Source organism: Shewanella sp. Actino-trap-3 (genome assembly GCF_002836275.1).
Classification (GTDB): Bacteria; Pseudomonadota; Gammaproteobacteria; order Enterobacterales; family Shewanellaceae; genus Shewanella; species Shewanella psychromarinicola.
Window position 1 is genome coordinate 2,784,588 of record NZ_PJCE01000001.1, and the last position, 26,521, is coordinate 2,811,108.

Sequence of the window (26,521 nt, forward strand, 5' to 3'; positions counted from 1 at the left end):
TAGGAATTATACCAGCAAAATTAAAGCTGATAAGTGTACGCTGTTTAGCGACAATTATCATCGGATAAAGTAGATTAATTATGTTGTTTTTTCATATTATTGAATTAGCTATAACTGAATATGATGCGGTTAATCTTGTCGCTTATAATCACTCAAATCTGCCCACTTTCTAACCCATGGAGCAGCTAATGAATATTGTGTCTGAAGACTTTTAGCTTTTAAGTTTGCAACCGTTACGGTATCGAAATCACCTAATAATAAAACATAGCGTTGCTGGTAACTCATAACGTAAACCTGTGGCTCTTGTGCCATTTTAGCTAAAATAGGCGCGAGTGATGCTTTGTCATTAACGCTTGCTAGCTGCAAAGTGAAACCTTGTACTTTCAAATTTGGGTTATTATCATTCTCAACAATATCACTGGGCTGAACGACTGCCTGGATCTGTGCTTTTGGCAATTTACCTTGAAAAGATAATCCCTTTATAGATGAACTCACCGTTACATCACTGTGATTGTCTGGAGCGGTGTTGTCATTAACGTCAGAGAGATTACGCTCACCCAGCGAGGTATCTGCAGCCATTTGCTTGTCAAATAACACGAGAGCTTGTTTATTTGCAGTAGACTTAGTGAGTGCCAATTGCCTTTTGGCAAAATAAGCACTCAGTGTCGTGTCGGCAAAATGAGCGACATATTGCTGTGCTTTTACACGTACGATTGATTGCTCTGCTGTCAATGTTGGTGCTAATGATGTTGAAATCGGCACAGGTAATTGACTATTAACCGCTGCCCCAATGGCAACAAAAACCGAGATAACAGCCAAAATTACAAACAGCTTAACTGACAGAGACCAAGATGGTTTCTCTGTTTGTGGTTCTTCTAATGCTAACGCTAATAATTGAACAACTTCAGCTGGCGTACCCTGCTGTTTCTCTAGTTGTTTATGAATAATTTCACGTGGAATAAACGGCGCTTGCTCGCTGCGGAGCAATAAACTCTGATAAAGGCCATCGCGCTCGGGCACCGATAAAGGTTCAATAGTGACGGGTAGCAATCTAGCGCGTATATCATCAGTTAACTCAGCGACTAAGGTATACCAAAAACTGGGCGTGACGGTCACGGTTACTGCAACAGGTTTTCCTGCACAATGGATTTGACTCAGCAAAATGCATTCAGCCCAAATATCTTTAGGCAATAAATCGGCATCATCAATAATGATGTGCAGCGGCTTTGTTAGACTAGATTGGATCCTAAGCACAGTGTCCATTAAAGGACGTTCATCATCAAAAATAGGGGCGGATATTAATTGGACCAGAATTTTTCGACGAATTTCAGCGCTATCTGCGTGTTGAGGACAAATGATTAATGCGCAATTATAGTCGTCCAGTTCACTTGCTAATGCGGCTGTCAGTGTAGATTTACCCGACCCCTTGTCACCGCAAATAACCAACAACTGTTCACCATAACTAGCAATATGCTGCAAACGCTGAACTAGCGCTTCTTGAGTGGGGAGTAACAATAGTCCTGGAGTCGTCAATGATTCACCACACTATAATGAATATGTAGCATAGTTATAAGCAGCTAATAACCTGTTTCAGTAAGTCTTCACCTACTTCACTAAAGAGATCAGCTTGGCCTATACCCGTAGGTAATACTAAACGAATTTTACCACCTAAGACTTTTTTATCACGGCGCATATGCTTAATAAAATGCTCAAAACCCATCGACTCGGGAGCCGTTATAGGTAAATCAAACGCTTGCATCAACTGACGAATACGCTCAACACTTTGATCATCTAATAGATTAAGTTTACAGGCTGTTTGTGCAGCAAGAACGGTACCAGCAGCTACTGCTTCGCCATGTAACCAGACACCGTAGCCCATTTCAGCTTCGATAGCATGCCCAAAGGTATGCCCAAGGTTTAATAATGCTCTAACACCTTGTTCAGTTTCATCTTGCGCGACAACATCAGCTTTAATCTGGCAACATTTTGCAATGGCATAGTTTAACGCATCAGTCTGGAGCGATTTTAATGCATCGACATTAGCTTCAAGCCATTGAAAAAAGTCCGCATCCCAAATAATACCGTACTTAATCACTTCAGCCATACCTGCGGCAAACTCATTTGCGGGTAATGTCTGTAAGCAAAGCGTATCGATAATCACAGATTTTGGTTGATAAAATGCGCCAATCATATTTTTCCCAAGTGGATGATTTACTGCCGTTTTACCACCGACAGAGGAATCAACTTGGGACAATAATGTTGTCGGCACTTGAATAAAATCAATACCACGCTGATAACACGCTGCCGCGAAACCAGTCATATCACCAACAACACCACCACCTAGCGCAACTAATACTGAATCTCGGGCAAAGTTATGCTCAAGTAATCCAGTAAAAATATAATCTAGATGCTGTAAATCTTTAAATTTTTCGCCATCAGGCAAAATAACAGTTTCAATACGCGCGCAAGCGCTCATCGCTAGTTGTATCTGTTGAAGATACAACGGAGCAATGGTGTCATTTGAGACAATTAAGGCTTTTTTGTTTGTTAGGTAGCGAGCAAATAGCTCGCTATCATTCATCAAATCCTGGCCAATATAAATGGGGTAACTTCTATCACCTAATTGAACCTGGATCTGTTGCATGTTGTTACCTAAAAGCCGAGTTGCTCGATAATTTGGTTTGCGACGATCTTCGCGCTTTGCTCATCAGTTTTAACGATAACATCCGCAATTTCCTCATATAAAGGATTACGAATTTCCGCTAAGCTTTCGAGCACTTCACGTGGATCATCTACTTGTAACAACGGGCGACGCTTATCACGCTGAGTACGCGCAACTTGCTTGTCGATTGTTGTTTCTAAGTAAACCACTATACCTCGAGCAGAAAGATAATTGCGGATATCTTTACTCTGAACAGAACCACCACCTGTCGCGAGAACGATACCTTGCCTTTCTGAAAGATCACCAATGACTTGAGCTTCACGACGACGGAAACCCTCCTCACCTTCAACATCAAACACCCAGGCAATATCTGCACCGGTACGTTGTTCAATCTCGTGATCTGAATCGTGGAAATCTAAATGCAGCATTTGCGCCAGATGGCGACCAATTGTGCTTTTACCTGCGCCCATAGGGCCTACCAGAAAAATATTGCGTTTTTCAGCCATTGCGTATACGTCTGAATCTTATATGGAAGAATGCCTTATCGACTTAAACTTCAAGCCGACCTATAATTTAACCTTGCTCTATTGAGACTTGACGAAGGATTATCTCAGTTAAGGGCTACCGCTTGCAAGTCATCACAGCTATTTATCATGATTTTATTATGTCACTGATACTAAAAATCCAAAAAAATATATAATATTTGCGATTAAATGTTTGTTAATGCAAAGATTATACATGGATTGGCACGACACAATCTAATTGAGGCATATACTATCATACTTTAATGAGGTCGCCATTATTGCCACTTAAAATGCTAATTTGACAAACTGGAGTGACGTGTAGTGATGATATATTTAACGAGTTTGATCATTATCGCCGCAAAAATAACCGCCATAAAAAAGCCAGCGGTTAAATAGCTGGCTTTTTAGTGTTGTTATTGGCGAAAGAAACTAGCGTTTGTCAGCAACAATCTTAGGGGTTACAAAAATTAACAGCTCTTGGCGCTCATTTGTGTCGGTTGAATTTCTAAATAAGAACCCCACTAGCGGTATATCACCCAACACAGGAACCTTACTCACACGGCTAATCAAGTTTTGCTGATAAATACCACCTAATACGATAGTCTCACCATTATCGACCAGTACCTGAGTACCAATACGCTGAGTATCAATTGCAACCGCTTCACCCGTTGCTGTAGCAACCGTTGTTCCTTGAGAATCTTGGGTAATTTCAAGATCTAGGATTACCCGGTCATCTGGGGTGATTTGCGGTGTAACACGAAGCGATAGCACGGCCTTCTTAAAGGTCACGGTTGTTGCACCACTTGATGCAGACTCAACATAGGGAATTTCAACACCCTGCTCAATGTATGCCGACTTCTGGTTAGAAGTGGTAATACGTGGGCTGGCAATAATTTCACCTTTGTTTTCTTGTTCTAATGCACTTAACTCTAAATCGAGTACGGTACCGTCAGCCAATTTAGCCACATGAAAAGCAATACTAGTAGCCGAACTTGCCGCAGCCGGTAGATTCACGTTAAGGCGATCATCAATGCTTGGAATAAGACCATTGGCAATACTGGTTGCACCGCCAATAGTACCAGAAGTGCCTTTAGAACCCTGCTGATCTGTTATGCCCCAGCGAATACCTAGATCTTCAGACACATCATCTTTAACTGTCACCATACGTGCTTCAATTAGCACTTGTTTAATGGGGATATCTAATACTTCAATCAAGCGGTGTACGTTTTCTAAAATCTCAGCCGTATCTTTTACCAATAGCGTATTTGTACGTTCATCTACGGCAACACTGCCTCGAGATGATAATAAGGTTGAATCGGTGGTTTTAAGTAACTCCGATATATCAACAGCTTTGGCGTAGTTTATTTGTAAGAATTCAGAATATAGCGGTGCTAATTCTTTGACTTCTTGTCGGTTTTTCAAGTCATTACTTTCACGAATGGCAAGCTCTTCACTCGGTGCCACCATTAAAATATTGCCTTCAATGCGTTTATCTAGACCTTTAGTTTGTAAAATAAGGTCTAATGCTTGATCCCAAGGCACATCGTCTAAACGCAAGGTAATATCACCTTCAACCGTATCGCTTGTCACAAGGTTAAAGTTGTTATAATCAGCAATAATTTGCAACACGGTACGAACCGCTATGTTTTGGAAGTTTAGTGACAATGAACGACCATTATATTTTTTAGCCTCTTTAGCAACAGAGACTCGTTCGACTTTGTCTACGCTAACTTTAAATACATTGCCGTCTTGGCGATAGTTATAGTCATAGTTACCGTCAACATCGACCAAGATACGGGTGGTCAAATCATCTTTAAATGTTTCAAAACTATTCACTGGTGTGGCAAAGTCTTGAACATCCATGACGTAAAGTAAATCATTGCCAATATCTGTGTTATAGAGTTTTATTTCAAGCTTTGAACCGACTTGCTCTACATTCGCCGCGACAGAACGATTGCTAAGATTAAATAATATTTCTCCACCACCGGTTTTATTGCGGCGAAAATCAATACTGCTAATAGCATTAACAAATGGATTGTTTGCTTCTACTGGACCGGAAACATCATCATTTATGGTTAATCGATAACTATTATCAACAATTTTACCTTGATATGGCTTCACTTTATTCATGGCGACAATGATTTGTAAATTGCCACCTTGTTGTTGTGTATTTACTTCTTTTACACCAACAGCATTTACCGGAATTTTGTTTTTATTTAAATTAGAAATAGTGTCAGAGAACATCAACATAATTTCTGCCGGGTCTGCCGATAAATCAACAGACGGTGACACTATTGATGATTCAAAAATCAACTCTAATTCTAATTGGTGATCAACCATTGAATGATATTTGACGTCCATAAGACGATTAGCAGCTATCGCATTGGGTACTAGACCCATTAATAAAACTGCGCCTAAGAGCGCTCTAAAAAATAATAACTTTGTTATTGCTTTTTTCATCGCGGCAGAAGATTCCATTATTCACTCATCCTTCGCACGTTATTTTCCTGATAATTCTAAATTGCTGGTTCTTTCAGTCCAGCAACCTGAACCATCAGGGATTAATTCTATAATTTCGATAAATTGCGTCGTTACTTTAGCAATTCGTCCATGATAAAGCCCTAAATATTCACCTACACCCATACGATAAACATTGCCATCACTAGATTCTATTAAAGCCCAAATAGTACTCTCTTCACTCAATGTTCCACGCATTCTTAAAATGTCTAATGCATAGGTTTCTAAACGACCTTTGCGACGCTTTAAGTCTGGCTGTAAACAATCTTTAGATGTATCAATCACCTCTTCAGTCAATTCCCTCGACGGTGGAACAAACGGACTGCGCATCAATTCAGCTTGATAAGCAAAATGTTCAAACTTAGGTGTTTGCTTCAATGGCGGTATACGTGCAACGTGTTGCGCCTTTGTAGTAGTAACAAATAACTCTAAATCGCTGCGATCACCGATACAACCACTCAATAAAAACACCATTGATAACAATAAAAGCAAAAACTTCATTATTTCTGCTCCTTATTGGCCTGTTGCGATAATTCAGCCCCTTCTTTAAAGCGATAGGTTTTGGCGAGAATATCCATAGATAATCCACCGGCATCATTCTGCTTTATTATAAAGTCATGCAGACTGACAATTCGAGGTAATTTTGCAACACCACTGACCATATTACCCATCTGATGATAATCACCGACTACTGACATCTTTATTGGAAATTCAATATAAAAATCACGTTCGATTTCATCATCCCAATCTAGACTGTTAATTCTAAGGCCCGCGTCAGTGGCAACAAACGTTAAATCATCTAATAAACCTGGCATTTCATTTTCAGAAGGCAGCATTTTAAGCAACTCGGCAAACTGCACTTCCATTATATCTAGTTGTTCTCGATACAGTTTTAGATTAGCAGCTAAACGATATTTAGTTTCAAAATCTTCACGTAGTTGGATTTCTTTCTGCTGTTCGACTTTTATCACATCAATCGAGTCTGAAATAAACAAATAATAACTGGCACCGATAACACACACAGACAAAAACACAGCAAATACAACTTTTACCAGCTTGGGCCAACCACCGATATTTTCAAAATCGATATCATTAAATTGATCTAGGTCGAGATTCATTTTCTCGCTCCTTGGTTCGCATCAGCATTGGTTATTTGTGAATCATCACGAATAGTGACACGTAATTTAAAGCGCTGTAATTGCCTTAACTCTTCATTTTGCGTCACAATCGATTGCATACTTGGATCGTTAAGATAACCAGAGGTTTTAACCTTTCTCATCATATTAGCGACATTATTATTCGATTCGCTGCGTCCTTCGATTAATAACACGCTACCCTTTTTCTCTATACTTGAGAGATAAATACCAGGCGGCACCATACGGACTAATTCATCTAAAACATGAGTAGGTAAATTACGCGATTGTTGTAAGTTGAGAATTATTTCAGTTCGACGTTCAATGTCTTTTTTACGTTCGGTAATTTTTCTAATTTCTGCAATTTGGGTATCAAGTAAGCTAATTTCCGCTGCTAAATATGCATTGCGTTGACGTTGGTCATCAGTGACAACCTCCAGAAAACCCAGAAATAAATATATAACTAATGATGTCACTAAAAAAACTAACGCTAGAATGCCAATAAAGTCGCGTTTTTGCTTCTCTCTAGCTTCTTCACGCCAAGGTAATAAATTTATGTTCGCCATTGAGCATAACTCCTTAGCGCAAGACCACATGCCAGCATATATTTACTTATATTAGGTTGAAGCTGACTTTTCATAACATCATCTGCATGTAAACAACCTTGGAAAGGATCTGCAATAATGGTATGGGTGCCTAACTCGTTACCGAGTAGTTCAACCATTCCTTCTAACTTAGCGGTACCACCACACAAAACGATATAGTCAACTTTTTCACGTCCACTGGCAGTACAGTATATTTGTAACGTTCGTTTAATTTGCTGTAACAATTGTGTCTGATATGGTGATAAGACTTCGAACATATAATTACGCGGTAATTGACTAGAGATCTTAGCTTGTTCAGCCTCGTCATGAGGCATTCCATAAAATGACATAATTGATTGAGTGAATAACTCACCGCCAAAGGCTTGCTCACGTATAAACGTAGTGTCACCATTTTCAACCACAGAGAATGTGGTCATATTGGCACCAATATCAATCATGGCGATGGATTTATCTTTAGCACCATCAGGTAACTGACCATAAATTAATTCTGCAGAGCGCCCTAAGGCATAAGCTTCCACATCAACAACTTTGACAACCAGATCAACAGAATCTAAAGCGTCCAAGCGTGAATCAATGTTTTCTGTACGGCATGCGCTCAGTAACACATTAACTTTGGTTGGATCGGTGATATTCGGGCTAAGACGTTCAAAATCAATGCTGACTTCATCAAGCGAATAAGGAATAAGGTTGTCAGCTTCAATTTCAATTTGAGCTTCCATTTCCTCTTCATTCAACGCGGCATCCATATAGATGACTTTAGTCATAACAGCGGAACCTGAAACAGCGACTGCTGCAAATTTGACCGATTTAGGTAAACCTCGTCTTATTTGCCTCAGTGATTCAAGTACCGCTTCAGAATCACGAATATCATGGTCAACAACCGCTCCCTTTCTAACAGGAACGGCCATATGGTTTTGAATTTTATATCCATCGGCAGTCTTGCTCAACAAAATGGCTTTTATTTCATGAGACCCAATATCAATCCCGACCATTTGAGGTGCTTGACGCTTCCACAATTTAGAAATCATAGTCCGTCATCACAATTCTATTCTTATTTTCTAAGAGATTAGCACATAATCAACTCGTTAAAAGTATTTGTATAAGATGTTTCAACATTTTACAAATACTATTTACTTATTTCATGTTTTACTTCACCAAAAACTCTCCCGCTTATATACTAGCGCCACTATTTGTAATTTTCTGGAATTATCGAGTGAAATGGTTTAAACGTTTATTAATTGCATTTTTTAGCCTATCACTACTGGGAGTTGCTGCTATAGCAGCCGCTTACTTTTATGTGTTGCCTGATTTACCCGATGTTAATTCGCTAAAGACGGTACAATTACAAACTCCGCTGCGTATTTATAGCCGCGATGGCAAACTTATTTCTCAATTTGGTGAGAAACGCCGCATACCTGTAGAGTATGAAGAGGTGCCCGTTCAGTTAATCAATGCGGTACTCGACACCGAAGATGCACGTTTTTTTGAGCATAACGGTATTGATCCGATTGGTATTATCCGCGCAGCAATCATCTTGATAACGACAGGTGAGAAGAGTCAAGGGGCAAGTACGATTACCCAACAGGTTGCCCGAGGATTTTTCTTAACCAACGAAAAAACATACATTCGTAAAATCAAAGAAATATTCCTCGCGCTAAAAATTGAAAAGGCGCTATCCAAAAAAGAAATTTTAACACTTTATTTAAATCGCTCTTTTTTAGGCAACCGCGCCTATGGTGTGGGTGCTGCTGCTCAAGTCTATTATGGCAAAGAACTTAGTCAGCTTACACTGCCAGAGATGGCAATGATTGCGGGTCTACCTCAAGCCCCATCTGCAGCCAATCCCGTTAGAAACCAAGAACGAGCTATATCACGTCGTAACTGGGTATTAAGCCGTATGCTCGAGAAACGCAATATTACTCAAGCAGAATATCAAGCGGCAATCAATAGCCCTTCTAGCGCAAAATACCATGGTGCTGAAATTGATTTATACGCTCCGTATATTTCGGAAATGGCGCGTGAATATATGACCCAAAAATACGGTGAAGAAGCAGCCTATACCAACGGTTACAATGTCTACACTACAATATCATCGGATTTACAATTGATGGCTCAAGAGTCATTAAGAGATAACGTTTTTGCTTATGACCAACGCCATGGTTACCGTGGTCCGGTTACGGAATTATGGACGGATACGCCGCTAAATAACGATGAAATTGTCGCTATTTTAAAACGCACATCTTCAATGCAAAGCATTATGCCTGCAGCAGTGCTGAGCGTAAAAGATCAACAAGCACAGGTGATAGATGACAAAGGCGAACTGATTACACTTGAATGGAAAGGCTTAAAATGGGCTCGTAAGTTTATCTCCGATAAACGTCAAACCTTACCACCAAAGCAAGCAGCCGATATACTCACCGCCGGCCAACAAGTGTGGATCCGCCATAATGGTAAGCATTGGCAATTGTCACAAATCCCAATAGTATCGAGTGCAACCGTCTCACTTGAACCTCATGACGGCGCAATCAAAACCCTCGTGGGTGGATTTAGCTTTCGCAAAAGTCAATTCAATCGGGTAACCCAAGCTAAACGCCAATTAGGTTCCAATATTAAGCCTTTTATTTATGCTGCGGCATTAGAAAAAGACTACACCTTGGCGACGCTCATTAATAATGCACCGATTAACAAACCTGATACCCGTCAGGGCACAGCGTGGCGCCCTAAAAACTCACCCGATGTTTATGGTGGACCAACACGCTTACGTGTCGGCTTAGCTCAGTCGATTAACGTTATGTCGGTCAGAGCGATGCGACATACCGGTTTAGACGACACCATAAAAGAGCTGGTGAAGTTTGGTTTTGATCCGAGTGATTTACCTCGAAATGAATCGTTAGCGTTAGGGTCGCCGTCAGTGACACCATTACAAGTTGCCACGGCATTTAATAGCTTTGCTAATGGCGGTTATTTAGTTGAATCTTATTATATCGATCACGTGACCGACTCATACGACAACATTATTGAACAAACCATACCGACTATTGCATGCAGTAAACCAGAGCCCTCTGTTGTAGAACCAGTGGCTATTGATGACCCATTTGCTGCGATGGCTGAAGAGCTATCTCAACAAGCAGTTGGCCCATCAGCAGATACATTAGACGAAGAAACTGAGGTCGATTTACTGACTGCTGAACAAAATATTTGCAGTAACCCACAAGCTCGCTTTGCTAAGCGGATCATTTCTGAACAAACGGCATTTTTGATCACTGAAGCGTTAAAGAGCGTTATTTGGGGCGGCGGTGACTGGAGCCAAGGTACGGGATGGAATGGTACAGCATGGCGAGCGTCTAAATTAATTAGACGTCATGATATTGCGGGTAAAACAGGAACAACTAACGAGTCTCGAGATACTTGGTTCAGTGGTTTTAATCCTACACTTACCGCGACCTTCTGGGTTGGTTTTGATGATTTTGGTCGTCAACTCGGTCGCTCAAGCTGGGTGGCCAATGGCGACCCCGATCAAATATCGGGTGGTGAAGCAGGGGCGAAAACAGCAGGTCCTGGCTGGAATGACTTTATGAATAAAGCCCTCGCGGGTAGCCCGGAAGCGCCGGTTATTCCACCGAAGGGGATTGTCTCTGCACGTATTGATTTAGCCACGGGTAAATTAACACGTAAGACAGACCACACCACACAGTTTGAGTATTTTGTTGAAGGTACAGAACCCAAAGAATATGTCACCGAAACACCGCAAAGTGGTGATATCTTTATCGACAATGTTGCTGAAGATTTATTTCAATAACACCCTTTAAAATAAGCGGATAAAAAAAGCCATTCAGTCGAATGGCTTTTTTATGTCTGAACTGACCAACTATTGAGTGGCATCGGGCAGCAATAATTGATGTAGTTCAGCTAAATTACGGACCTGATAGCTTGGAGAGATATTATTAGTCACAGGTGCATCATGATGATTTAACCAACAGGTGTCGATACCGGCATTGATACCGCCTAAAATATCAGAATGTAGGTTATCACCGACCATGAGTACTTGATGCTTCTCCGGCTCCCCCATTAAGCCAAACGCATGATGAAAAATAGCCACATCAGGTTTTGCTTTACCCAGTTGTTCAGAGATAACCACAGGATTAAAGGCACCTTGAAAGCCTGTGCGACTCAAGCGGATATTTTGTAACTCGGTAAAACCATTAGTAATGATACCAAGCTTGACCCTACCATTTAATGAGTCAATCAATTCCCGGGCACCGGGTAATGGCTGACAAATATCGGCCATTGCCGCCAGAAATTGACTGTTTAGATGTTGCGGGGTAACAGACAACTTTGTCGCCCAGTCATGAAACCGAGTGTGTTGTAAATGCGCAGCACTAATTACACCATTTTGGTATTCAACCCATAGTGGTTTGTTGACCTGCTGATAAACAGCAAAGTTTTCGGTGTTAAAATCAATATTAAATCGAGAGAACATTAATTTCAATCCCGCAAAATCATCGAAATGAAATAACGTTTCGTCAGCATCAAATAAAATCCATTTATATTTATTGAGCATATTTAACATCAATGAGATCCTTATTTCGTTCAAATAAATGGTTAACTATGGCAGCTAAGCGTTAAATAATGACTTTAACGCAGCTTCTTGCCTCAGTAGACTTTGATAAATAGTTAGCTGATTTATCGCGCGATCAAGATTATGGTTTTGGTGCTTGATCCCAAAATAAACATCACCATTTAAATAATCAGTTAAAAATCGTACCCCAAGCATTAACGGCATCACTTTAGTTCCTAGCCATAAACTGCGCTTTTCAAGCGGGGTAATGATGCCAGCGAGAGACGCTATATACGCGTTTGCCGCAGCAATAATGATCTCAGGTCGTGCATACACATTGCCTAAGTCAGTCGAGTCTTCCGGCTCAGGGGAACAAAAAGCCCGCACCATATCACCAAAGTCATACATCAAATACCCTTTCATGCAGGTATCTAAATCAATAATAGCCAGACTAGACATATCTCGACTATCAAACAGCATATTATTGATTTTAGTATCATTGTGACAAATCCTTAGCGGTAAGGCAGCTTCATATTGTACTAATTCTGCTAATAAATCCGTTTGTGCTAAGCACAAGTCTGGCCATTTTTTACACTGAACTAATCGACCGTTGACATCATTAACCATTGCTTCATGCAATTGAGTGATACGCTGGGGTAAATTCAAAAAGTTGGGAATAACATCGATAATGTCATTGGGGGTTAAATCACTCATCGCCGCGGCAAAATGGCCAAAAGCTGCGGCGGCCAGCATGGCTTGTTCGGGAGTATCAACCACTTCAATCGTATCGCTATGGGGCAAGTAATCTATTGCTCGCCAAAACCCTTGCTCACCTAAATCTAAGTAAAGTGCACCTGAAACGGTGGCTATTGGACTCACCACTTGCAATGGATATTGCTGCTGTTGACGCTTAGTGAGTAAATGCTGACTAATATTGCTGGCATTTTGAATCATCACCTTAGGATCGGTAAATATTTGGGTATTGATACGCTGCAAGACCATCGTTTTAGCGTTATCATTCACCAAAAAAGTCTGATTAATATGGCCATTACCCAGTGGATGAAGCGTACTATGCTCGCCCCTAAAACCAAACTGAGACAATACATTTTTGCGGATAAAATTAACCAATCACAACTCCAAACTCATCTTTATCATAGCCAAAGATAACCGACAGAGCTCTACTGTCTGATTATCTCCCTAATGGTTACTGGCTTAGTATCATTTCAAATTGAGGGTTTTGCATTAATGTTGCTTGGCTGCCCTTTAAGCTAAATTCATAACCACACAACTTAAAGCTACCTTTAAGCGCGACATTATTGACAATGGCATCTTTATCCAGCGGCGTAAATCTGGCTTCAGTGGCACTGTCCTGTAACCGATCAACCGTGAGTGGTCGATAACGACTACCATCATTAAATTCAAGGTTGGCGCAGGTTTTATCGCCTATGGCGCTGGCTAAATGCCACAAGCGTCTAGCATCACCGCGATCCCCTAACCAGCGTACAATCAGAACATCGCCGTCTAGTACTAACCAAAACCCATCCGGCAGTTTAATCATTTGTCGACTACTGGCTTGTTGTTGATTGATCATCTCATCAGCATGGTCAGTTTGTTCTGTCGCCTCGCCAGAAAAAACACTGATCAAGGCGGAAACTAAATATACAACCAAACCGGCAGCGACAATGGCAGCAGTAATTTTTCCGATTAAAATAAGCTTTTGCTGATGTAACTTGGCCACATTAAGCCAAGATTTTGCAAGCTCGGTAATCGACCCTGAATGCAATGCATCCTGATCAACATAAAGAGGCTGATTACTGCGAGCAGATGATGTAGAAAATGATCTCACTTGATCATCCTCCATTTTCTCATCAACGTCATGGTCCATGTGTGCGTCAGTTTGCTCGGAACTTGCCTGCTGCACCACATCATCATTTAATTGATATTTTTCTGTCTCGAAAGAATCTGGCTCAACCGAACCCGTAAAGTTCACTTCATCATCCGTTAACTCTGTTGATGAAAATGTACTCTCTGGCATAGTATGAACAGGCATAACCCGCCTTTTCATTACCGGTTCTTGTCGGTGATGTACCGAGCCCGCAAAAGATACTGGCACCATACTGGGTCCATTATAGCCTTGCACATAATTAATCTTACTTTTAGCCGGCATAAAGGCCAAATAGCCACCACAAGCTAGGCCAAACAAAAACACTCCTGCGAGTGCGCCCAAAGGCGCCATAAAGTAAGTCAATATGCCAAAAAGGCCCACAGGAACGACACAAACCATCGCCAATTTAATCGATTTATTGACGTCATTTAGGCGACGAACAGCAGACAAACCAACAATAGGCATTATCGTTAGCGTCACAACCCAATTAATTACACTCGCCGGGAATACGATAGCAGCGACAGTTAACAACAAAAATGCTGCTAATATAATTATCATTAACCTTAAGCCTGTGTCACGACCATCTCGGCACAGTAGGGGTTTTACAAACATCAATCATTCCTATTAATTTACAAAAAAATCAAAACAGCTGGCTACATAACAGAAATCGTCGGTGATTCTACACCGCTATTACAAGGTTAAAGGATTGTTGTTATCATCAAAATCGACAACCGCTATTAATAGCCCAAAGCCTACAGAATTTATCTTATAAAGCCAGACCCAAGCTAGATTTTGGATTACTTTTTTATTCCTACTTTTGTAAGTCACTTTTATCCATCTTATCGCGATAAGACTCATCAGCAATCTCTATGATTGCGCTAGCATAACCCTACTGTTAACGAGTATAATGTTAAGCTTTCTTAATGAATAATCGGATGAGCAACCTTATTTATGAGCACTCGTGGAAATCTTTTTATTGTGTCAGCCCCTAGTGGCGCAGGTAAATCATCACTTATATCAGCACTATTAAAAGATAAACCCAGCGATAAACAGGTTTCTGTGTCACATACGACCCGTAAACCTCGCCTTGGCGAAGTCGATGGACAGCATTATCATTTCGTGACTATTGAGCAATTTAAAGCATTAATTGACCAAAATGCCTTTCTTGAATGGGCCGAAGTCTTTGGCAATTTTTATGGCACCTCCAAGCGCGTCATCGAACAAACCTTAGATAAAGGTATCGATGTATTTCTTGATATTGATTGGCAAGGCGCAGAGCAAGTTAAAAAATTGATGAAAACGGCATTAGGGGTGTTTATTTTACCGCCGTCTAAGTCCGAGCTTGAACGCCGTTTAACCGGTCGAGGCCAAGACAGTCAACAAGTGATTGATTCACGTATGGCACAAGCCGTTTCTGAAATGTCACATTACGCTCAATATGACTTTGTGATTGTAAATGATGATTTTGATGACGCATTGGTCGATTTAAGCGCCATTATCCGCAGTCAACGATTAACCTGTGCTAGTCAGCAGTATGCCCACAATGATATGATTACTGATCTCTTGGCAGATTAATTGTCATAGTGTACAATTTTGCGTCCTTTTTTCCCAATAGATAACACTGGAGTTTCAACACATGGCTCGCGTAACTGTAGAAGACGCCGTAAACAAAATCGGCAACCGTTTTGATATGATCCTGGTTGCAGCGCGTCGTGCACGCCAAATCGCCGTCCAAGGTAAAGAACCTATGGTTGATGAGATGAATGATAAACCAACGGTTGTCGCATTACGTGAAATCGAATTAGGTTTAGTCACCTCAAATACTTTAGATGCTGATGAGCGCCAAACTGTTCGTGAACGTGAAGCAGCTGAAATTGCCGCTGTCGCAGCCATTGCAGAAGGCCGCGTTTTATAAGGAGTAGCGCCACTTGTATCTGTTTGAAGGTCTAAAAGAGTCAGCATCCAGCTATTTAGAGCCGGATCAAGTAGAATTACTCAAGCAGGCCTATTTGGTTGCGCGTGATGCCCACGAAGGGCAAATGCGCACAAGTGGCGAGCCTTACATTACCCATCCCGTTGCGGTTAGCCGCATCTTGGCAGACATGCGTCTCGATCATGAGTCGCTTATGGCTGCCTTACTTCATGACACCATCGAAGATACTCCTGTCACCAAAGAAGAACTCTCTGAGTTATTTGGTGTTGCTGTTGCAGAACTCGTGGAAGGTGTATCAAAGCTTGATAAAATCAAGTTTCGTGATAGAAAAGAAGCCCAAGCGGAAAACTTCCGTAAAATGATGATGGCAATGACTCAAGATATTCGAGTGATCCTCATCAAATTGGCTGATCGAACCCACAACATGCGTACTTTAGGCGCACTGCGCCCTGATAAACGCCGTCGTATTGCTCGTGAAACCCTAGAAATCTACGCCCCAATTGCTAATCGATTAGGTATTCACAATATCAAAATCGAACTTGAAGACTTAGGTTTTCAAGCCTATTACCCTATGCGCCATAGAGTGATCCGCGATGTTGTCAAAGCGGCCAGGGGTAATCGTAAAGAACTGATTAATAGTATTGAAGTTGCTATTGAAAAACGCCTTGAAGAGGCTGGAATACCCACAAAAGTTAAAGGCCGTGAAAAAAACCTCTACTCGATTTATCGAAAAATGCGCAGTAAAGAACTGCAATTTCAAGAGGTCATGGATATCTATGCGTTCCGCGTTATTGTTGACTCTATCGATACCTGTTATCGCGTTTTAGGCGCTATGCACGGATTATACAAGCCGCGCCCTGGACGTTTTAAAGATTATATCGCTATTCCAAAAGCCAACGGTTATCAATCATTGCACACATCATTATTTGGTCCTCATGCGGTTCCTGTTGAAGTGCAAATTCGCACTGAAGAAATGGATCAAATGGCCGACAAAGGTGTCGCTGCACATTGGATGTATAAAAATAAGATTGATTCGGCTCAGCAAAGTACCTCTCAAGTTCGTGCTCACCGATGGATGCAAAGTTTGCTGGAATTGCAGCAAAGCGCCAGCAGCTCATTTGAATTTGTTGAAAACGTTAAAACAGAGCTATTTCCTGAAGAAATTTATGTGTTTACCCCAGAAGGCCGTATTTTAGAATTGCCGGTTAATGCCACAGCTGTCGACTTTGCCTACGAAGTGCATACTGATGTGGGTAATACCTGCGTGGGGGCGAGAGTCAATCGCCAAGCTTATCCTCTGAGCCAGCCACTGATCTCTGGGCAAACGGTTGAAATTATTACCGCTAAAGGCGCTCGTCCTAATGCTGCATGGTTAAACTTTGTGGTCACCGGTAAAGCTCGTGGTAAAATTAGGCAAGTATTGAAGAGCCTTAAAGGTGATAACGCCATTGCATTAGGTAAGCGTTTGTTAAACCATGCCTTGGGTGATACTAAACTTGAGAATATTCCAGCCGATTTACTTGAAAAAGTGATTAAAGAAACCAAACATACTTCGCTGGACTCATTACTGGCCGATATTGGCTTAGGTAATGCCATGAGTATTGTGATTGCCCAACGTTTATTAGGCCAACAGCTAGACGCTCACGATCATAATAAAGAAACCTTGCAGATGCCAATTCGTGGCGCTGAAGGTATGTTGGTGACCTACGCTAATTGTTGTCGCCCTATCCCTGGCGATGCCGTCATTGCCCATGTGAGTCCAGGCAAAGGTTTAGTGGTTCACATGGAAAGCTGTGCCAATATTCGTGGCTATCAAGGCGAGCCTGATAAGTACATATCAGTGCATTGGGACAACGTAGAAGGCGCAGAGTACCAAGCTAATCTGCGCGTCGAAATTGTTAACCATCAAGGTGCGCTGGCTAAAATCACCTCGATTATCGCTTCAGCTGGGTCAAATATTCACAATCTCAGTACCGAAGAGCGTGATGGCCGAGTGTATTTGATTAATTTACGTATTTCAGTTAAAGATCGTGTCCATCTTGCCAACGTAATGCGCAGGATACGCGTTTTACCTGAAGTATTACGCACCTCGCGTAATCGCTAGTCACTGATCACAATAAAGAGAACACAACATGGCTGAAAAAATTATCATTGCAACCGACAAAGCCCCGCAAGCAATTGGCACTTACTCACAAGCCGTTAAAGTCGGCAGTACCGTTTATCTTTCAGGTCAAATTCCATTAGATCCAAAAACCATGACCATGGTAAGCGATGATTTTGCTGAACAAGTCGTTCAAGTTTTCGAAAATTTATCTGCGGTATGCGAAGCTGCAGGCGGAAAAATGAGTGATATCGTTAAGTTAAATATCTTCCTGACCGATCTGTCTCATTTCGCCACAGTTAATGAAATTATGAGCCGTTATTTTCAACAGCCTTACCCTGCTCGTGCCGCTATTGGCATCAAAGCGTTACCAAAAGGGTCATTGGTTGAAATGGACGGAATAATGGAAATCTAAGCTCAACGGTATAATATTGTTTAAAGGCGCCTAGAGCGCCTTTTTTATTATCTGTGGGCCCCCCTATTGTAGAGTATTTACTCAATACCTATTGTTAATTCAGCAGATCCTGCTAACGTGTTGATAATGTTACCTTGCACACATAGTGTGCAATTGTTTGCGCCAGCGCACAAAAATAGCCATAATAAGTTTATAAAGACCCACAATAACAATAAAGAACTATGGAAGCGTCTATGGAAAATTTAATTAAAACGCCGGTTGAGATGTTGTCTCATTGGGTTGATACACAAGGCGATAAAGTTTACCTTCGCCAGCCAATTGACGGTAAGTATGTGGATTTCACCTGGCGTGAAGTTCAACAAAAAATGCAACAAATTGCAGGTTCACTGCGTCATTTAGGTCTAGAACGTGGCGACAAGGTTGCTGTACTGTCTAAAAACTGCGCCGAGTGGTTTATTGTCGATTTAGCATTAATGTACGGTGGTTACATTAGTGTACCGGTTTATCCAACCGCGAATGCTGAAACCATTCGCTATATACTTGAACATAGCGGTGCCAAAGCCATCTTTACCGGCAAGCTCGATCATTGGGCTGAACAAGAAGCGGCTGTGGGCGGTGACATTCTCCGCTTAGCCATGCCTTATGACACTATGCCAGCTCAATATCATTGGCAGCAACTGTTAACGCTGGGTCAGCCGCTTGTTGACGAGCAGCTGCCAACGGCTGATCAAGTCATGACGCTCATTTATACTTCGGGGTCAACCGGCAAACCCAAAGGCGTGATACAAACCTTTACCAGCTATTGTTGGGCCTGTGAAGCGGTCATTCGTGATTTACAAACCAATACGACTGACCGACTATTATCTTACTTACCTCTGGCACACATTACTGAACGTGTGGCGATAGAAGGTTCATCATTCTATTCTGGAGCAACGATTTCTTTTGTAGAAAGCCTCGACTCATTTGTTGATGATATTCAGCGTTGTCGTCCAACGATATTTTTCTCCGTGCCGCGCTTATGGACGGTATTTCAATTAAATATCATCAATAAAATTGGCGTCAAAAAACTCAACACATTACTGAAATTGCCCATTATTAGCAGTATCGTTAAGCGAAAAATAAAAAAAGGTTTGGGTTTAGATCAATCACGCTTGAACGGCTCAGGTTCAGCGCCTATCCCACCATCATTACTGCAATGGTATAACAGCATCGGCATTGATATTTGTGAAGCGTGGGGTATGACCGAAAACTGTGCTTACTCGATAATCAATTACCCATTCAATGCCAAAAAAATCGGCACGGTTGGCCGTCCGGTTGAAGGATGCTTAGTGCGTCAAACTGAACAAGGTGAGTTATTAGTCAAAAGCCCAGGCTTAATGAGTGGCTATTACCTGCAAGAAGCCGCTACCGCTGCAGCATTTACCGAAGACGGCTTTTTTCTCACTGGCGATTTGTGTGAAATCGACGAAGACGGTTACATTGACATCACTGGCCGCGTTAAAGACAACTTTAAAACCTCAAAAGGCAAATATGTTTCACCGGTACCTATTGAACGTAAATTGGCTCAAGATTCACATATTGAGTTGATTTGTGTTATTGGTTCTGGCTTACCGCACCCTATCGCTTTGGTGCAGCTTTCTGAAGGTTCAAAATTACAGCCGCGCGAGGAAGTAAGAACCTCATTAAAAGAGAGCCTCGACAGTATTAATCCCAAGCTTGAGTCACATGAAAATATTGATGCCATTATAATCGTAAATGATGACTGGACCATTGAGAGCGACGTATTAACGCCGACGTTAAAAATTAAACGTCACGTTCTGGAAAAAGCATTTAGCGCCAAAGTAGAAGGTGTCCGCGGTGCTAAAGTACGTTGGGAAGACGAATTGTAATCACCCGCTAAATGATTAACTATCTTAAAAAAAATACACGCAATATGCGTGTATTTTTTTGACATATTCTGTCAATATACGCCCCATCAACTATTCAATGTTAACAATGTTGTTACACACCCTTACTTAGGCAGAGACTCTCATGTTCATTGCGTTAACCATTATCGGCGGTTTTATCATTTTAACCTTTGGTGCAGAAGCTCTTGTGCGCGGAGCCAGTGCTGTAGCGCTTCGTTTAGGCATTGCACCACTGATTATTGGCTTAACTATTGTAGCATTTGGTACTAGCGCCCCTGAATTGGCGGTAAGTGTAAAATCGGCATTAGCAGGCAACCCGGGAATTGCTTTAGGCAATGTGGTGGGGTCCAATATTGTCAATATCGGCTTAATTTTAGCTATTACCGCCCTTATTCGCCCTATTACAGTGCAATCTCAAATGGTTAAGCGCGACATCCCTATCATGATTTGCGCATCGGTATTAATGTGGTTTTTACTGCTTGATGGTGAAGTGAGCTTTATCGACGGTGCCATTTTATTCAGTGCACTTGTTGGCTATTTAGTGTTTAGTTATGTCAGCGCCAAAAATAATCCCGAAGATCTGGATCTTGATGCCAGCCCTCAACACCCAGGGTTATCAATAGCATTAATTATTATAGGTATCGCTATGCTGGTCGGTGGTGGCATATTATTTGTTAATGGTGCTGTGGATTTAGCCAAGCAATTTGGCATTAGCGAAGTCATCATCGGCTTAACTATTGTGGCGATTGGCACCAGCATGCCAGAACTTGTCACCTCGGTGATGGCTGCACTGAAAGGTCAAAGTGACATTGCCATCGGTAATGTGGTTGGATCAAACATTTTCAATGTGCTCGGTATTTTAGGCGCAACTGCGTTAATCCACCCTGTCTCCGCTGCCGGATTTAACCAAATCGATTTTATCGCCATGCTGATCTTTGCTTTCATGGTATTACCGTTTGCTTGGAGCGGCTTACGTATTGGTCGCCGTGAAGGTGTAGTGCTTCTAGCGGGTTACTTAGGTTACACCAGTTACTTAGTCATGCAGGTTGGGTAATTTTACGAAACTATTTGTCAGAAGCGATTAATAAACTCAATGCTAGCAACCGAATTGACGCCGCCAGAATCGCCAAACAAAAGGGTTGGTTATAATTAGCGGCTTAATATTGCCTTGTATTGAAAGTCTGCTAAGATACCTTAAACATATGTATATAATTACAGTGATTCGAAATTGACAGCTTGAAATTACAATGCTTTTTTAAATCTTTAATCACCAACTTGGGGTGCGCACAATTTGCTACGACTGGATCTTGTTCCGATCACCGACCTTAAAGGTGTTGCTAAAAAGGTCGCGGAAAAACTGGCTAAGTTAGGTATTAAAACAGTACAAGATGTACTGTTTCACTTACCGCTGCGTTATGAAGACCGTACGCAAATCTACCCCATTGCCGCGTTGCCTCCTGGCAGTTATGGCACCATAGAAGCCGAAATTCAGTCGACTCAAATAATGCAAGGTCGGCGACGTATGCTAATGTGTAATGTTCGCGATCACAGCGGAATGATGAGCCTGCGTTTTTTTAATTTTTCAATGGCACAACGTAACGCCATGGAAAATGGATCCACCATTCGGGCTTACGGTGAAATACGTCGAGGCAATCATCACAAAGAAATTGTTCACCCCGAATATCAAATTATCCATCCTGGTGGATCAGTCACATTAAGCGATACACTAACGCCTATATACCCGACAACAGAAGGGGTAAAACAAGCCAGTTGGATAAAACTGACCGAGCAAGCCTTAACCATGTTAGATGATGGTGGATTGCCAGAATTATTACCCAATGGCCTGCAGCCAAACAATATTAGTCTTCGCGATGCGCTGCATATTTTACATCGTCCCCACAGCTCGGTGTCACCATTTGAATTAGAACAAGGTCAACATCCGGCACAGCAAAGGTTAATACAAGAAGAACTGCTCGCTCATAACCTCAGTATGTTGCAACTACGCCAACGTAGTAACCAAGATGCCGCAGTGCCTATGCCTGCAACCGGCCAATTATCAAGCCCTTTTTTAGCCCAGTTGCCCTTTAAGCCAACGGGGGCACAACAGCGCGTAGTGGCCGAAATTCGCCAAGATATTCAGCATCCAACGCCCATGATGCGTTTAGTTCAAGGTGACGTTGGCTCAGGAAAAACCCTGGTGGCGGCGCTTGCAGCATTGCAGGCTATTGAAAACGGATACCAAGTAGCCATGATGGCGCCGACCGAGTTACTCGCTGAACAACATGCCAGCAATTTTGCCGCATGGTTTGAACCTCTGGGAGTGAAAATAGGTTGGTTAGCAGGCAAACTCAAAGGTAAAGCTAGAGTCCAATCCCTTGAAAACATTGCCTCTGGTGCAGCCCAAATGGTGATCGGTACTCATGCGATATTTCAACAAGCGGTGGTATTTAACAAACTGGCGCTGATTATTATTGACGAGCAACATCGTTTTGGCGTTCATCAACGCTTAGGTTTACGAGAAAAAGGCGTCAGCCAAGGCTTTCACCCGCACCAGTTAATTATGACGGCCACGCCAATTCCGCGCACCTTAGCCATGACAGCCTATGCAGATCTTGATACCTCGATTATTGATGAACTTCCTCCAGGGCGCACACCCGTGACGACCGTTGCCGTTGCCGATAGCCGCCGCGAACACGTTATTGAGCGAGTCAAACAAGCAGCATTACATGATAATCGCCAAACTTATTGGGTATGTACCTTAATTGAAGAATCTGAAGTGCTTGAATGCCAAGCTGCTGAAGACACTGCAGCGGAACTCACCATAGCATTACCTGAACTCAAAATAGGCTTGATCCATGGCCGAATGAAAAGCGCTGACAAACAGGCCATTATGGTGCAATTTAAAGCGGGTGATGTAAACTTATTAGTCGCCACTACTGTCATAGAAGTGGGTGTTGACGTACCCAATGCCAGTTTAATGATCATCGAAAATCCTGAACGATTAGGCCTAGCGCAGTTACACCAATTAAGAGGTCGAGTCGGCCGAGGCGCGGTAGCCAGTCATTGCGTGTTACTCTATAAAGCGCCATTGTCGCAAACGGCCACCAAACGCTTAGGTGTTCTGCGAAACAGTAACGACGGCTTCATCATCGCCCAAAAAGATCTCGAAATTAGAGGGCCTGGTGAAGTGCTCGGGACAAAACAAACAGGTTTAGCCGATCTCAAAATCGCAGATTTACTTCGCGATCAACACTTAATTGAACCTACTCAAAAATTAGCCGTACACGTTAACCAGCAAGTGCCACAAAACGTAGACGCTATAATTCAACGCTGGATAGGTGATAGACAACAATATGTCCAAGCATAATATAATACTAATCGTAATATATTGTTCATTATCATCAGTTATCACTAGACAAGTCAGCCGAATATTGCAAAATGGTACTATGCACAATTTTTCGACTCCACCTAGATATTTGTACCGATTAGCAATCACACCAAGGAATTGAAATGCAAGTTAATGAAGAAGACCGAATTACCCCTCCAGCTTCTGAAAAGCCAGGGTCTAACAAGATGTTAATCGCTATTGCGGTGATTGCATTGTTAGGCGCAAGCAGTTATTTCTATTTTACCAGTGATGACACTGATGAATTTGAACCCGTTGTTATCACCCCAGTTGAACTGCCAGAATCAGTTCCTGAGACGCCAATAGAGCAAACGCCTATTGAAGAACCAGAAAGCATTGCCACAACAGATGATGTAGTGCCCACTGGAGAATCCGCTGCCGCAACGATAGAGCCACTCCCCACCTTAGATGAGTCTGATGATTTTGTAGAAGCAAAAACATTAGCCATTGCTAACGGCATGAAAATTGCGCCAATGATCTTGAAAAAAGACATTGCCCGCCAATTTGTGGTATTTGTCGATAACTTAGCCCAAGGCAATATGGTGCGTAAAGCGAGCCCGTTAAAAGGCCCCGATACAAAATTTACCGTGAGCGAAATAACCAACAAAATCTATCTTAATCCAGACAGCTATCATAGATATGATTTATACGCTAATTTTATTGAGGAGCTGAGTGATAAAGATTTAATCAGTACTTACAATGAGTTAAAGCCATTATTTACCGAAGCTTTTACTGAGCTAGGTTACAGTAACATTGACTTTGATACGCGAATGCAGCAGGTTTTCAGCATGGTTGCTGATGCGCCCATTATTGAAGATCCTATTGAATTATCATCGATCAGTGTTAACTATAAATTTGTTGATCCCAATCTTGAGGCATTACCCAATGCACAAAAACTGTTGATCCGCATGGGGCCTGAAAACGCTCGTAAAATCAAAGCAGCAGTCAAGAAACTACAACAAAGCTTTCCGAGCCAATAAGCTTTTACATCAAGCGGTAAAGCTATTTTATTAGGCTATAAGCAATCAGCGCGACGTTTACCGTCGCGCTTTTTTGTTGCACAATCACTTTGTTCAATAAACCCTCTGCTATTAGCCTTTTTCGTCCACACGACTTCTTATCTACATTCACTTCAGTGTACAATCGGCAAGGTTAACGAATATTCATTATTGGCATGATTATTATTAACAATTAGATAAGGATAGCTAGGCAGTTATAGAGGGAATGTAGTGCAATTAGTATTTGATCTTCTATCATGGGGTGCATGGTCTGCGGACTTTCAGACGACGGAACGTTGGCAGCAATGGCAACAGCCTAATGGCGACTTGTCGCCAAAATCTGACTCACCAGCATTAGCACACATTCCTGCCATGCAACGTCGGCGCTTTAGTCGCTTAACCAAAATGATGCTAACCGCGGCATACCAATGCCGACCCGATATGCATTGCCGTAGTATTTTTGCATCTCGTCATGGTGAACTTACCAGAACCTTAGGCTTACTTAAGGATATTGCCCAGCAGCAAGCTTTATCACCAATGGCTTTTAGTCAATCAGTGCACAATACTGCCAGTGGTCTTTTTGGTATTGTGAATGATAATACTACGACGTCTACATCCATTGCTGCGGGTGAGCAAACCCTCACACAAGCACTCATTGAAGCCTACGCTCAATTAGCACAATCCCCATCGCCAGTATTGGTTGTCTTTGGTGACGATCCGGTTCCACCGGTATACAGTGAATTTATTCACGAGGTCGAACTTCCTCTGGCATTCGGTTTGTACCTTGCACCACTCAATAACATCGCCCACCGAGCAGAAAAGCAGGCTATAGCACCCGAATTACATCAAACAATGCCTCAACGAACGACTCTACGCCTGTCTGATCATCCACTCGGATTAGGCCCTCTTGACAACCAAAAACACCAAGACAACATCAGCTTGAGCGAGTTAATCCATCATATTGCCAGTGCAAAGAATATCCAGGGTAAACTGTGCCATTGGTATTGGTCACTTGAACATCATGACTAATCAACCACACAAACCGCAACATGCTGATGCTATTGAGCAAAAAAAATCCGCCGCGCCGAAACTGCGCGGATGTCGTTATGTACCTCGCTGGATTGGCGGTGTGCTTTGTTATATTGCTTTTGGTTTAGGTGGACTGCTCTGCTCATTAACTATTTTACCCATATTACAACTTTGGCCCACTAAGCCAGAGCTGCGGGTTGCACGGGTACAAAGATTAGTCAGCGGGATGTTTAGAGCATTGGTCGCCATGCTCAGTTTTGCTGGGGTGATTACAGTTAACACTAAGAATATCGAAACACTACAGCAAGCAAAGGGGCAGATTGTCATCGCCAATCACCCAACATTAGTGGATGTGGTAGTATTAATTAGTCTTATGCCGAATGCGGGTTGTATTGTAAAACAAGGCTTATGGCGTAATCCATTTATTCGCGGCGTACTCGCCAGTGCCGGTTATATTCCCAATCGTGGCGCTGATTGGCTACTAGATGACTGCTTACAAGTGTTGCAAACCGATACCAATTTAATTATTTTCCCTGAAGGTACGCGAACATTAACTGGTTATATCGTTAATCCTTTTGCTCGCGGGGCCGCCAATATTGCGCTACGCACCCAAACAGATATTTTACCTGTGGTATTACGTACTGATGTAGCAGGGTTGACCAAGCAACAAGCTTGGTACCAAATTCCACGGCAAACCATCAATATGTCAGTAGAAATTGGCACAAGCATGTCATACCTGCTGTATGATGTTAAACAAGGTAATGAAGCCAAAATGGCTCGACAGCTGACGCGCGACTTGCAGCAGTTTTACCTTGATACACTTAAACAGCCTATCAAGTCACATTGAT

Annotated in this window: 22 protein-coding genes and 1 pseudogene; 12 read left to right on the forward strand and 11 right to left on the reverse strand. The window is 42.1% G+C overall.

The annotated features are described in order from the left end of the window. Positions 1 to 129: 129 nt before the first annotated feature. The 8 genes from CXF80_RS11875 to CXF80_RS11910 all read right to left on the reverse strand — a co-directional run bounded on the left by CXF80_RS11875 (position 130) and on the right by CXF80_RS11910 (position 8,469). Entirely contained in the window at positions 130 to 1,533 is a 1,404-nt protein-coding gene (locus CXF80_RS11875; RefSeq protein ID WP_101033061.1) for an ATP-binding protein, read from the reverse strand. A 34-nt stretch (positions 1,534 to 1,567) separates the two neighbouring features. Further along, a complete protein-coding gene (gene aroB, locus CXF80_RS11880) occupies positions 1,568 to 2,644 on the reverse strand; it encodes a 3-dehydroquinate synthase (protein ID WP_101033062.1) in 1,077 nt (358 codons plus the stop codon). 8 nt (positions 2,645 to 2,652) lie between these two features. Next, positions 2,653 to 3,168, reverse strand: a complete 516-nt coding sequence (aroK, locus tag CXF80_RS11885; protein WP_011635865.1) for a shikimate kinase AroK — start codon at positions 3,166 to 3,168, stop codon at positions 2,653 to 2,655. A gap of 447 nt (positions 3,169 to 3,615) precedes the next feature. Beyond that, positions 3,616 to 5,664, reverse strand: a complete 2,049-nt coding sequence (gene pilQ, locus CXF80_RS11890) for a type IV pilus secretin PilQ family protein (RefSeq protein WP_101033063.1) — start codon at positions 5,662 to 5,664, stop codon at positions 3,616 to 3,618. Positions 5,665 to 5,685: 21 nt separating this feature from the next. Continuing rightward, positions 5,686 to 6,204, reverse strand: coding sequence for a pilus assembly protein PilP (locus tag CXF80_RS11895; protein ID WP_101033064.1), 519 nt, complete (start codon positions 6,202 to 6,204; stop codon positions 5,686 to 5,688). After that, positions 6,204 to 6,821: a type 4a pilus biogenesis protein PilO gene (locus CXF80_RS11900; protein WP_101033065.1), complete on the reverse strand. Its 618-nt coding sequence runs from the start codon at positions 6,819 to 6,821 to the stop codon at positions 6,204 to 6,206. Before CXF80_RS11900 ends, CXF80_RS11895 begins: the two co-directional genes overlap by 1 nt. Beyond that, positions 6,818 to 7,402 (reverse strand): PilN domain-containing protein, encoded by a 585-nt coding sequence (locus CXF80_RS11905; protein ID WP_101033066.1) that lies wholly within the window; start codon positions 7,400 to 7,402, stop codon positions 6,818 to 6,820. The genes CXF80_RS11900 and CXF80_RS11905 overlap by 4 nt, the downstream gene beginning before the upstream one ends. After that, positions 7,390 to 8,469 (reverse strand): pilus assembly protein PilM, encoded by a 1,080-nt coding sequence (locus CXF80_RS11910; protein ID WP_101033067.1) that lies wholly within the window; start codon positions 8,467 to 8,469, stop codon positions 7,390 to 7,392. The genes CXF80_RS11905 and CXF80_RS11910 overlap by 13 nt, the downstream gene beginning before the upstream one ends. Positions 8,470 to 8,654: 185 nt before the next feature. Between CXF80_RS11910 and CXF80_RS11915 the strand changes: the two genes are divergently transcribed. Next, on the forward strand, positions 8,655 to 11,240 hold the full coding sequence (locus CXF80_RS11915) for a penicillin-binding protein 1A (RefSeq protein ID WP_101033068.1): 2,586 nt from the start codon (positions 8,655 to 8,657) through the stop codon (positions 11,238 to 11,240). A gap of 69 nt (positions 11,241 to 11,309) precedes the next feature. On the opposite strand, the gene yjjG is transcribed toward CXF80_RS11915, so the two are convergent. The 3 genes from yjjG to CXF80_RS11930 all read right to left on the reverse strand — a co-directional run bounded on the left by yjjG (position 11,310) and on the right by CXF80_RS11930 (position 14,496). After that, positions 11,310 to 12,011, reverse strand: a complete 702-nt coding sequence (yjjG, locus tag CXF80_RS11920) for a pyrimidine 5'-nucleotidase (protein ID WP_101033069.1) — start codon at positions 12,009 to 12,011, stop codon at positions 11,310 to 11,312. Between the two features lie 45 nt (positions 12,012 to 12,056). Continuing rightward, on the reverse strand, positions 12,057 to 13,127 hold the full coding sequence (locus CXF80_RS11925) for an aminoglycoside phosphotransferase family protein (protein ID WP_101033070.1): 1,071 nt from the start codon (positions 13,125 to 13,127) through the stop codon (positions 12,057 to 12,059). 76 nt (positions 13,128 to 13,203) lie between these two features. Then, complete coding sequence (locus CXF80_RS11930) at positions 13,204 to 14,496, reverse strand: DUF805 domain-containing protein (protein ID WP_101033071.1); 1,293 nt, start codon at positions 14,494 to 14,496, stop codon at positions 13,204 to 13,206. 339 nt (positions 14,497 to 14,835) lie between these two features. Between CXF80_RS11930 and gmk the strand changes: the two genes are divergently transcribed. The 11 genes and pseudogenes from gmk to CXF80_RS11985 all read left to right on the forward strand — a co-directional run bounded on the left by gmk (position 14,836) and on the right by CXF80_RS11985 (position 26,520). After that, the gene (gene gmk, locus CXF80_RS11935; RefSeq protein ID WP_101033072.1) at positions 14,836 to 15,459 is read left to right on the forward strand and encodes a guanylate kinase; all 624 of its coding nucleotides are present in this window, start codon (positions 14,836 to 14,838) and stop codon (positions 15,457 to 15,459) included. 61 nt (positions 15,460 to 15,520) lie between these two features. Continuing rightward, complete coding sequence (rpoZ, locus tag CXF80_RS11940; RefSeq protein WP_011635854.1) at positions 15,521 to 15,799, forward strand: DNA-directed RNA polymerase subunit omega; 279 nt, start codon at positions 15,521 to 15,523, stop codon at positions 15,797 to 15,799. 13 nt (positions 15,800 to 15,812) lie between these two features. Next, entirely contained in the window at positions 15,813 to 17,921 is a 2,109-nt protein-coding gene (gene spoT / locus CXF80_RS11945; RefSeq protein WP_101033073.1) for a bifunctional GTP diphosphokinase/guanosine-3',5'-bis pyrophosphate 3'-pyrophosphohydrolase, read from the forward strand. 28 nt (positions 17,922 to 17,949) lie between these two features. Further along, entirely contained in the window at positions 17,950 to 18,333 is a 384-nt protein-coding gene (locus CXF80_RS11950; RefSeq protein ID WP_101033074.1) for a RidA family protein, read from the forward strand. 233 nt (positions 18,334 to 18,566) lie between these two features. Then, positions 18,567 to 20,222 (forward strand): AMP-binding protein, encoded by a 1,656-nt coding sequence (locus CXF80_RS11955; RefSeq protein WP_101033075.1) that lies wholly within the window; start codon positions 18,567 to 18,569, stop codon positions 20,220 to 20,222. Positions 20,223 to 20,364: 142 nt separating this feature from the next. Continuing rightward, positions 20,365 to 21,294, forward strand: coding sequence for a calcium/sodium antiporter (locus CXF80_RS11960; RefSeq protein ID WP_101033076.1), 930 nt, complete (start codon positions 20,365 to 20,367; stop codon positions 21,292 to 21,294). Positions 21,295 to 21,296: 2 nt separating this feature from the next. Then, positions 21,297 to 21,389: pseudogene (locus CXF80_RS11965) on the forward strand (DNA-binding response regulator); the annotation flags it as partial. Between the two features lie 142 nt (positions 21,390 to 21,531). Continuing rightward, a complete protein-coding gene (gene recG, locus CXF80_RS11970; protein WP_101033077.1) occupies positions 21,532 to 23,607 on the forward strand; it encodes an ATP-dependent DNA helicase RecG in 2,076 nt (691 codons plus the stop codon). Between the two features lie 143 nt (positions 23,608 to 23,750). Further along, a complete protein-coding gene (locus CXF80_RS11975) occupies positions 23,751 to 24,626 on the forward strand; it encodes a DUF3014 domain-containing protein (RefSeq protein ID WP_101033078.1) in 876 nt (291 codons plus the stop codon). A gap of 249 nt (positions 24,627 to 24,875) precedes the next feature. Continuing rightward, positions 24,876 to 25,673 carry a beta-ketoacyl synthase chain length factor gene (locus CXF80_RS11980; protein ID WP_101033079.1) on the forward strand — a complete coding sequence of 266 codons (798 nt, stop codon included), beginning with the start codon at positions 24,876 to 24,878 and terminating at the stop codon, positions 25,671 to 25,673. Then, positions 25,666 to 26,520 (forward strand): lysophospholipid acyltransferase family protein, encoded by an 855-nt coding sequence (locus CXF80_RS11985; RefSeq protein ID WP_101033080.1) that lies wholly within the window; start codon positions 25,666 to 25,668, stop codon positions 26,518 to 26,520. The genes CXF80_RS11980 and CXF80_RS11985 overlap by 8 nt, the downstream gene beginning before the upstream one ends. Position 26,521 lies beyond the last annotated feature (1 nt).

Coding starts and splice junctions, on each gene's coding strand:
- aroB (WP_101033062.1), bottom strand. CDS start 2,644: ATGCAACAGATCCAGGTTCAATTAGGTGATAGAAGTTACCCCATTTAT.
- aroK (WP_011635865.1), bottom strand. CDS start 3,168: ATGGCTGAAAAACGCAATATTTTTCTGGTAGGCCCTATGGGCGCAGGT.
- pilQ (WP_101033063.1), bottom strand. CDS start 5,664: ATGGAATCTTCTGCCGCGATGAAAAAAGCAATAACAAAGTTATTATTT.
- CXF80_RS11895 (WP_101033064.1), bottom strand. CDS start 6,204: ATGAAGTTTTTGCTTTTATTGTTATCAATGGTGTTTTTATTGAGTGGT.
- CXF80_RS11900 (WP_101033065.1), bottom strand. CDS start 6,821: ATGAATCTCGACCTAGATCAATTTAATGATATCGATTTTGAAAATATC.
- CXF80_RS11905 (WP_101033066.1), bottom strand. CDS start 7,402: ATGGCGAACATAAATTTATTACCTTGGCGTGAAGAAGCTAGAGAGAAG.
- CXF80_RS11910 (WP_101033067.1), bottom strand. CDS start 8,469: ATGATTTCTAAATTGTGGAAGCGTCAAGCACCTCAAATGGTCGGGATT.
- yjjG (WP_101033069.1), bottom strand. CDS start 12,011: ATGTTAAATATGCTCAATAAATATAAATGGATTTTATTTGATGCTGAC.
- CXF80_RS11930 (WP_101033071.1), bottom strand. CDS start 14,496: ATGTTTGTAAAACCCCTACTGTGCCGAGATGGTCGTGACACAGGCTTA.
- gmk (WP_101033072.1), top strand. CDS start 14,836: ATGAGCACTCGTGGAAATCTTTTTATTGTGTCAGCCCCTAGTGGCGCA.
- rpoZ (WP_011635854.1), top strand. CDS start 15,521: ATGGCTCGCGTAACTGTAGAAGACGCCGTAAACAAAATCGGCAACCGT.
- CXF80_RS11950 (WP_101033074.1), top strand. CDS start 17,950: ATGGCTGAAAAAATTATCATTGCAACCGACAAAGCCCCGCAAGCAATT.
- CXF80_RS11955 (WP_101033075.1), top strand. CDS start 18,567: ATGGAAAATTTAATTAAAACGCCGGTTGAGATGTTGTCTCATTGGGTT.
- CXF80_RS11960 (WP_101033076.1), top strand. CDS start 20,365: ATGTTCATTGCGTTAACCATTATCGGCGGTTTTATCATTTTAACCTTT.
- CXF80_RS11975 (WP_101033078.1), top strand. CDS start 23,751: ATGCAAGTTAATGAAGAAGACCGAATTACCCCTCCAGCTTCTGAAAAG.
- CXF80_RS11985 (WP_101033080.1), top strand. CDS start 25,666: ATGACTAATCAACCACACAAACCGCAACATGCTGATGCTATTGAGCAA.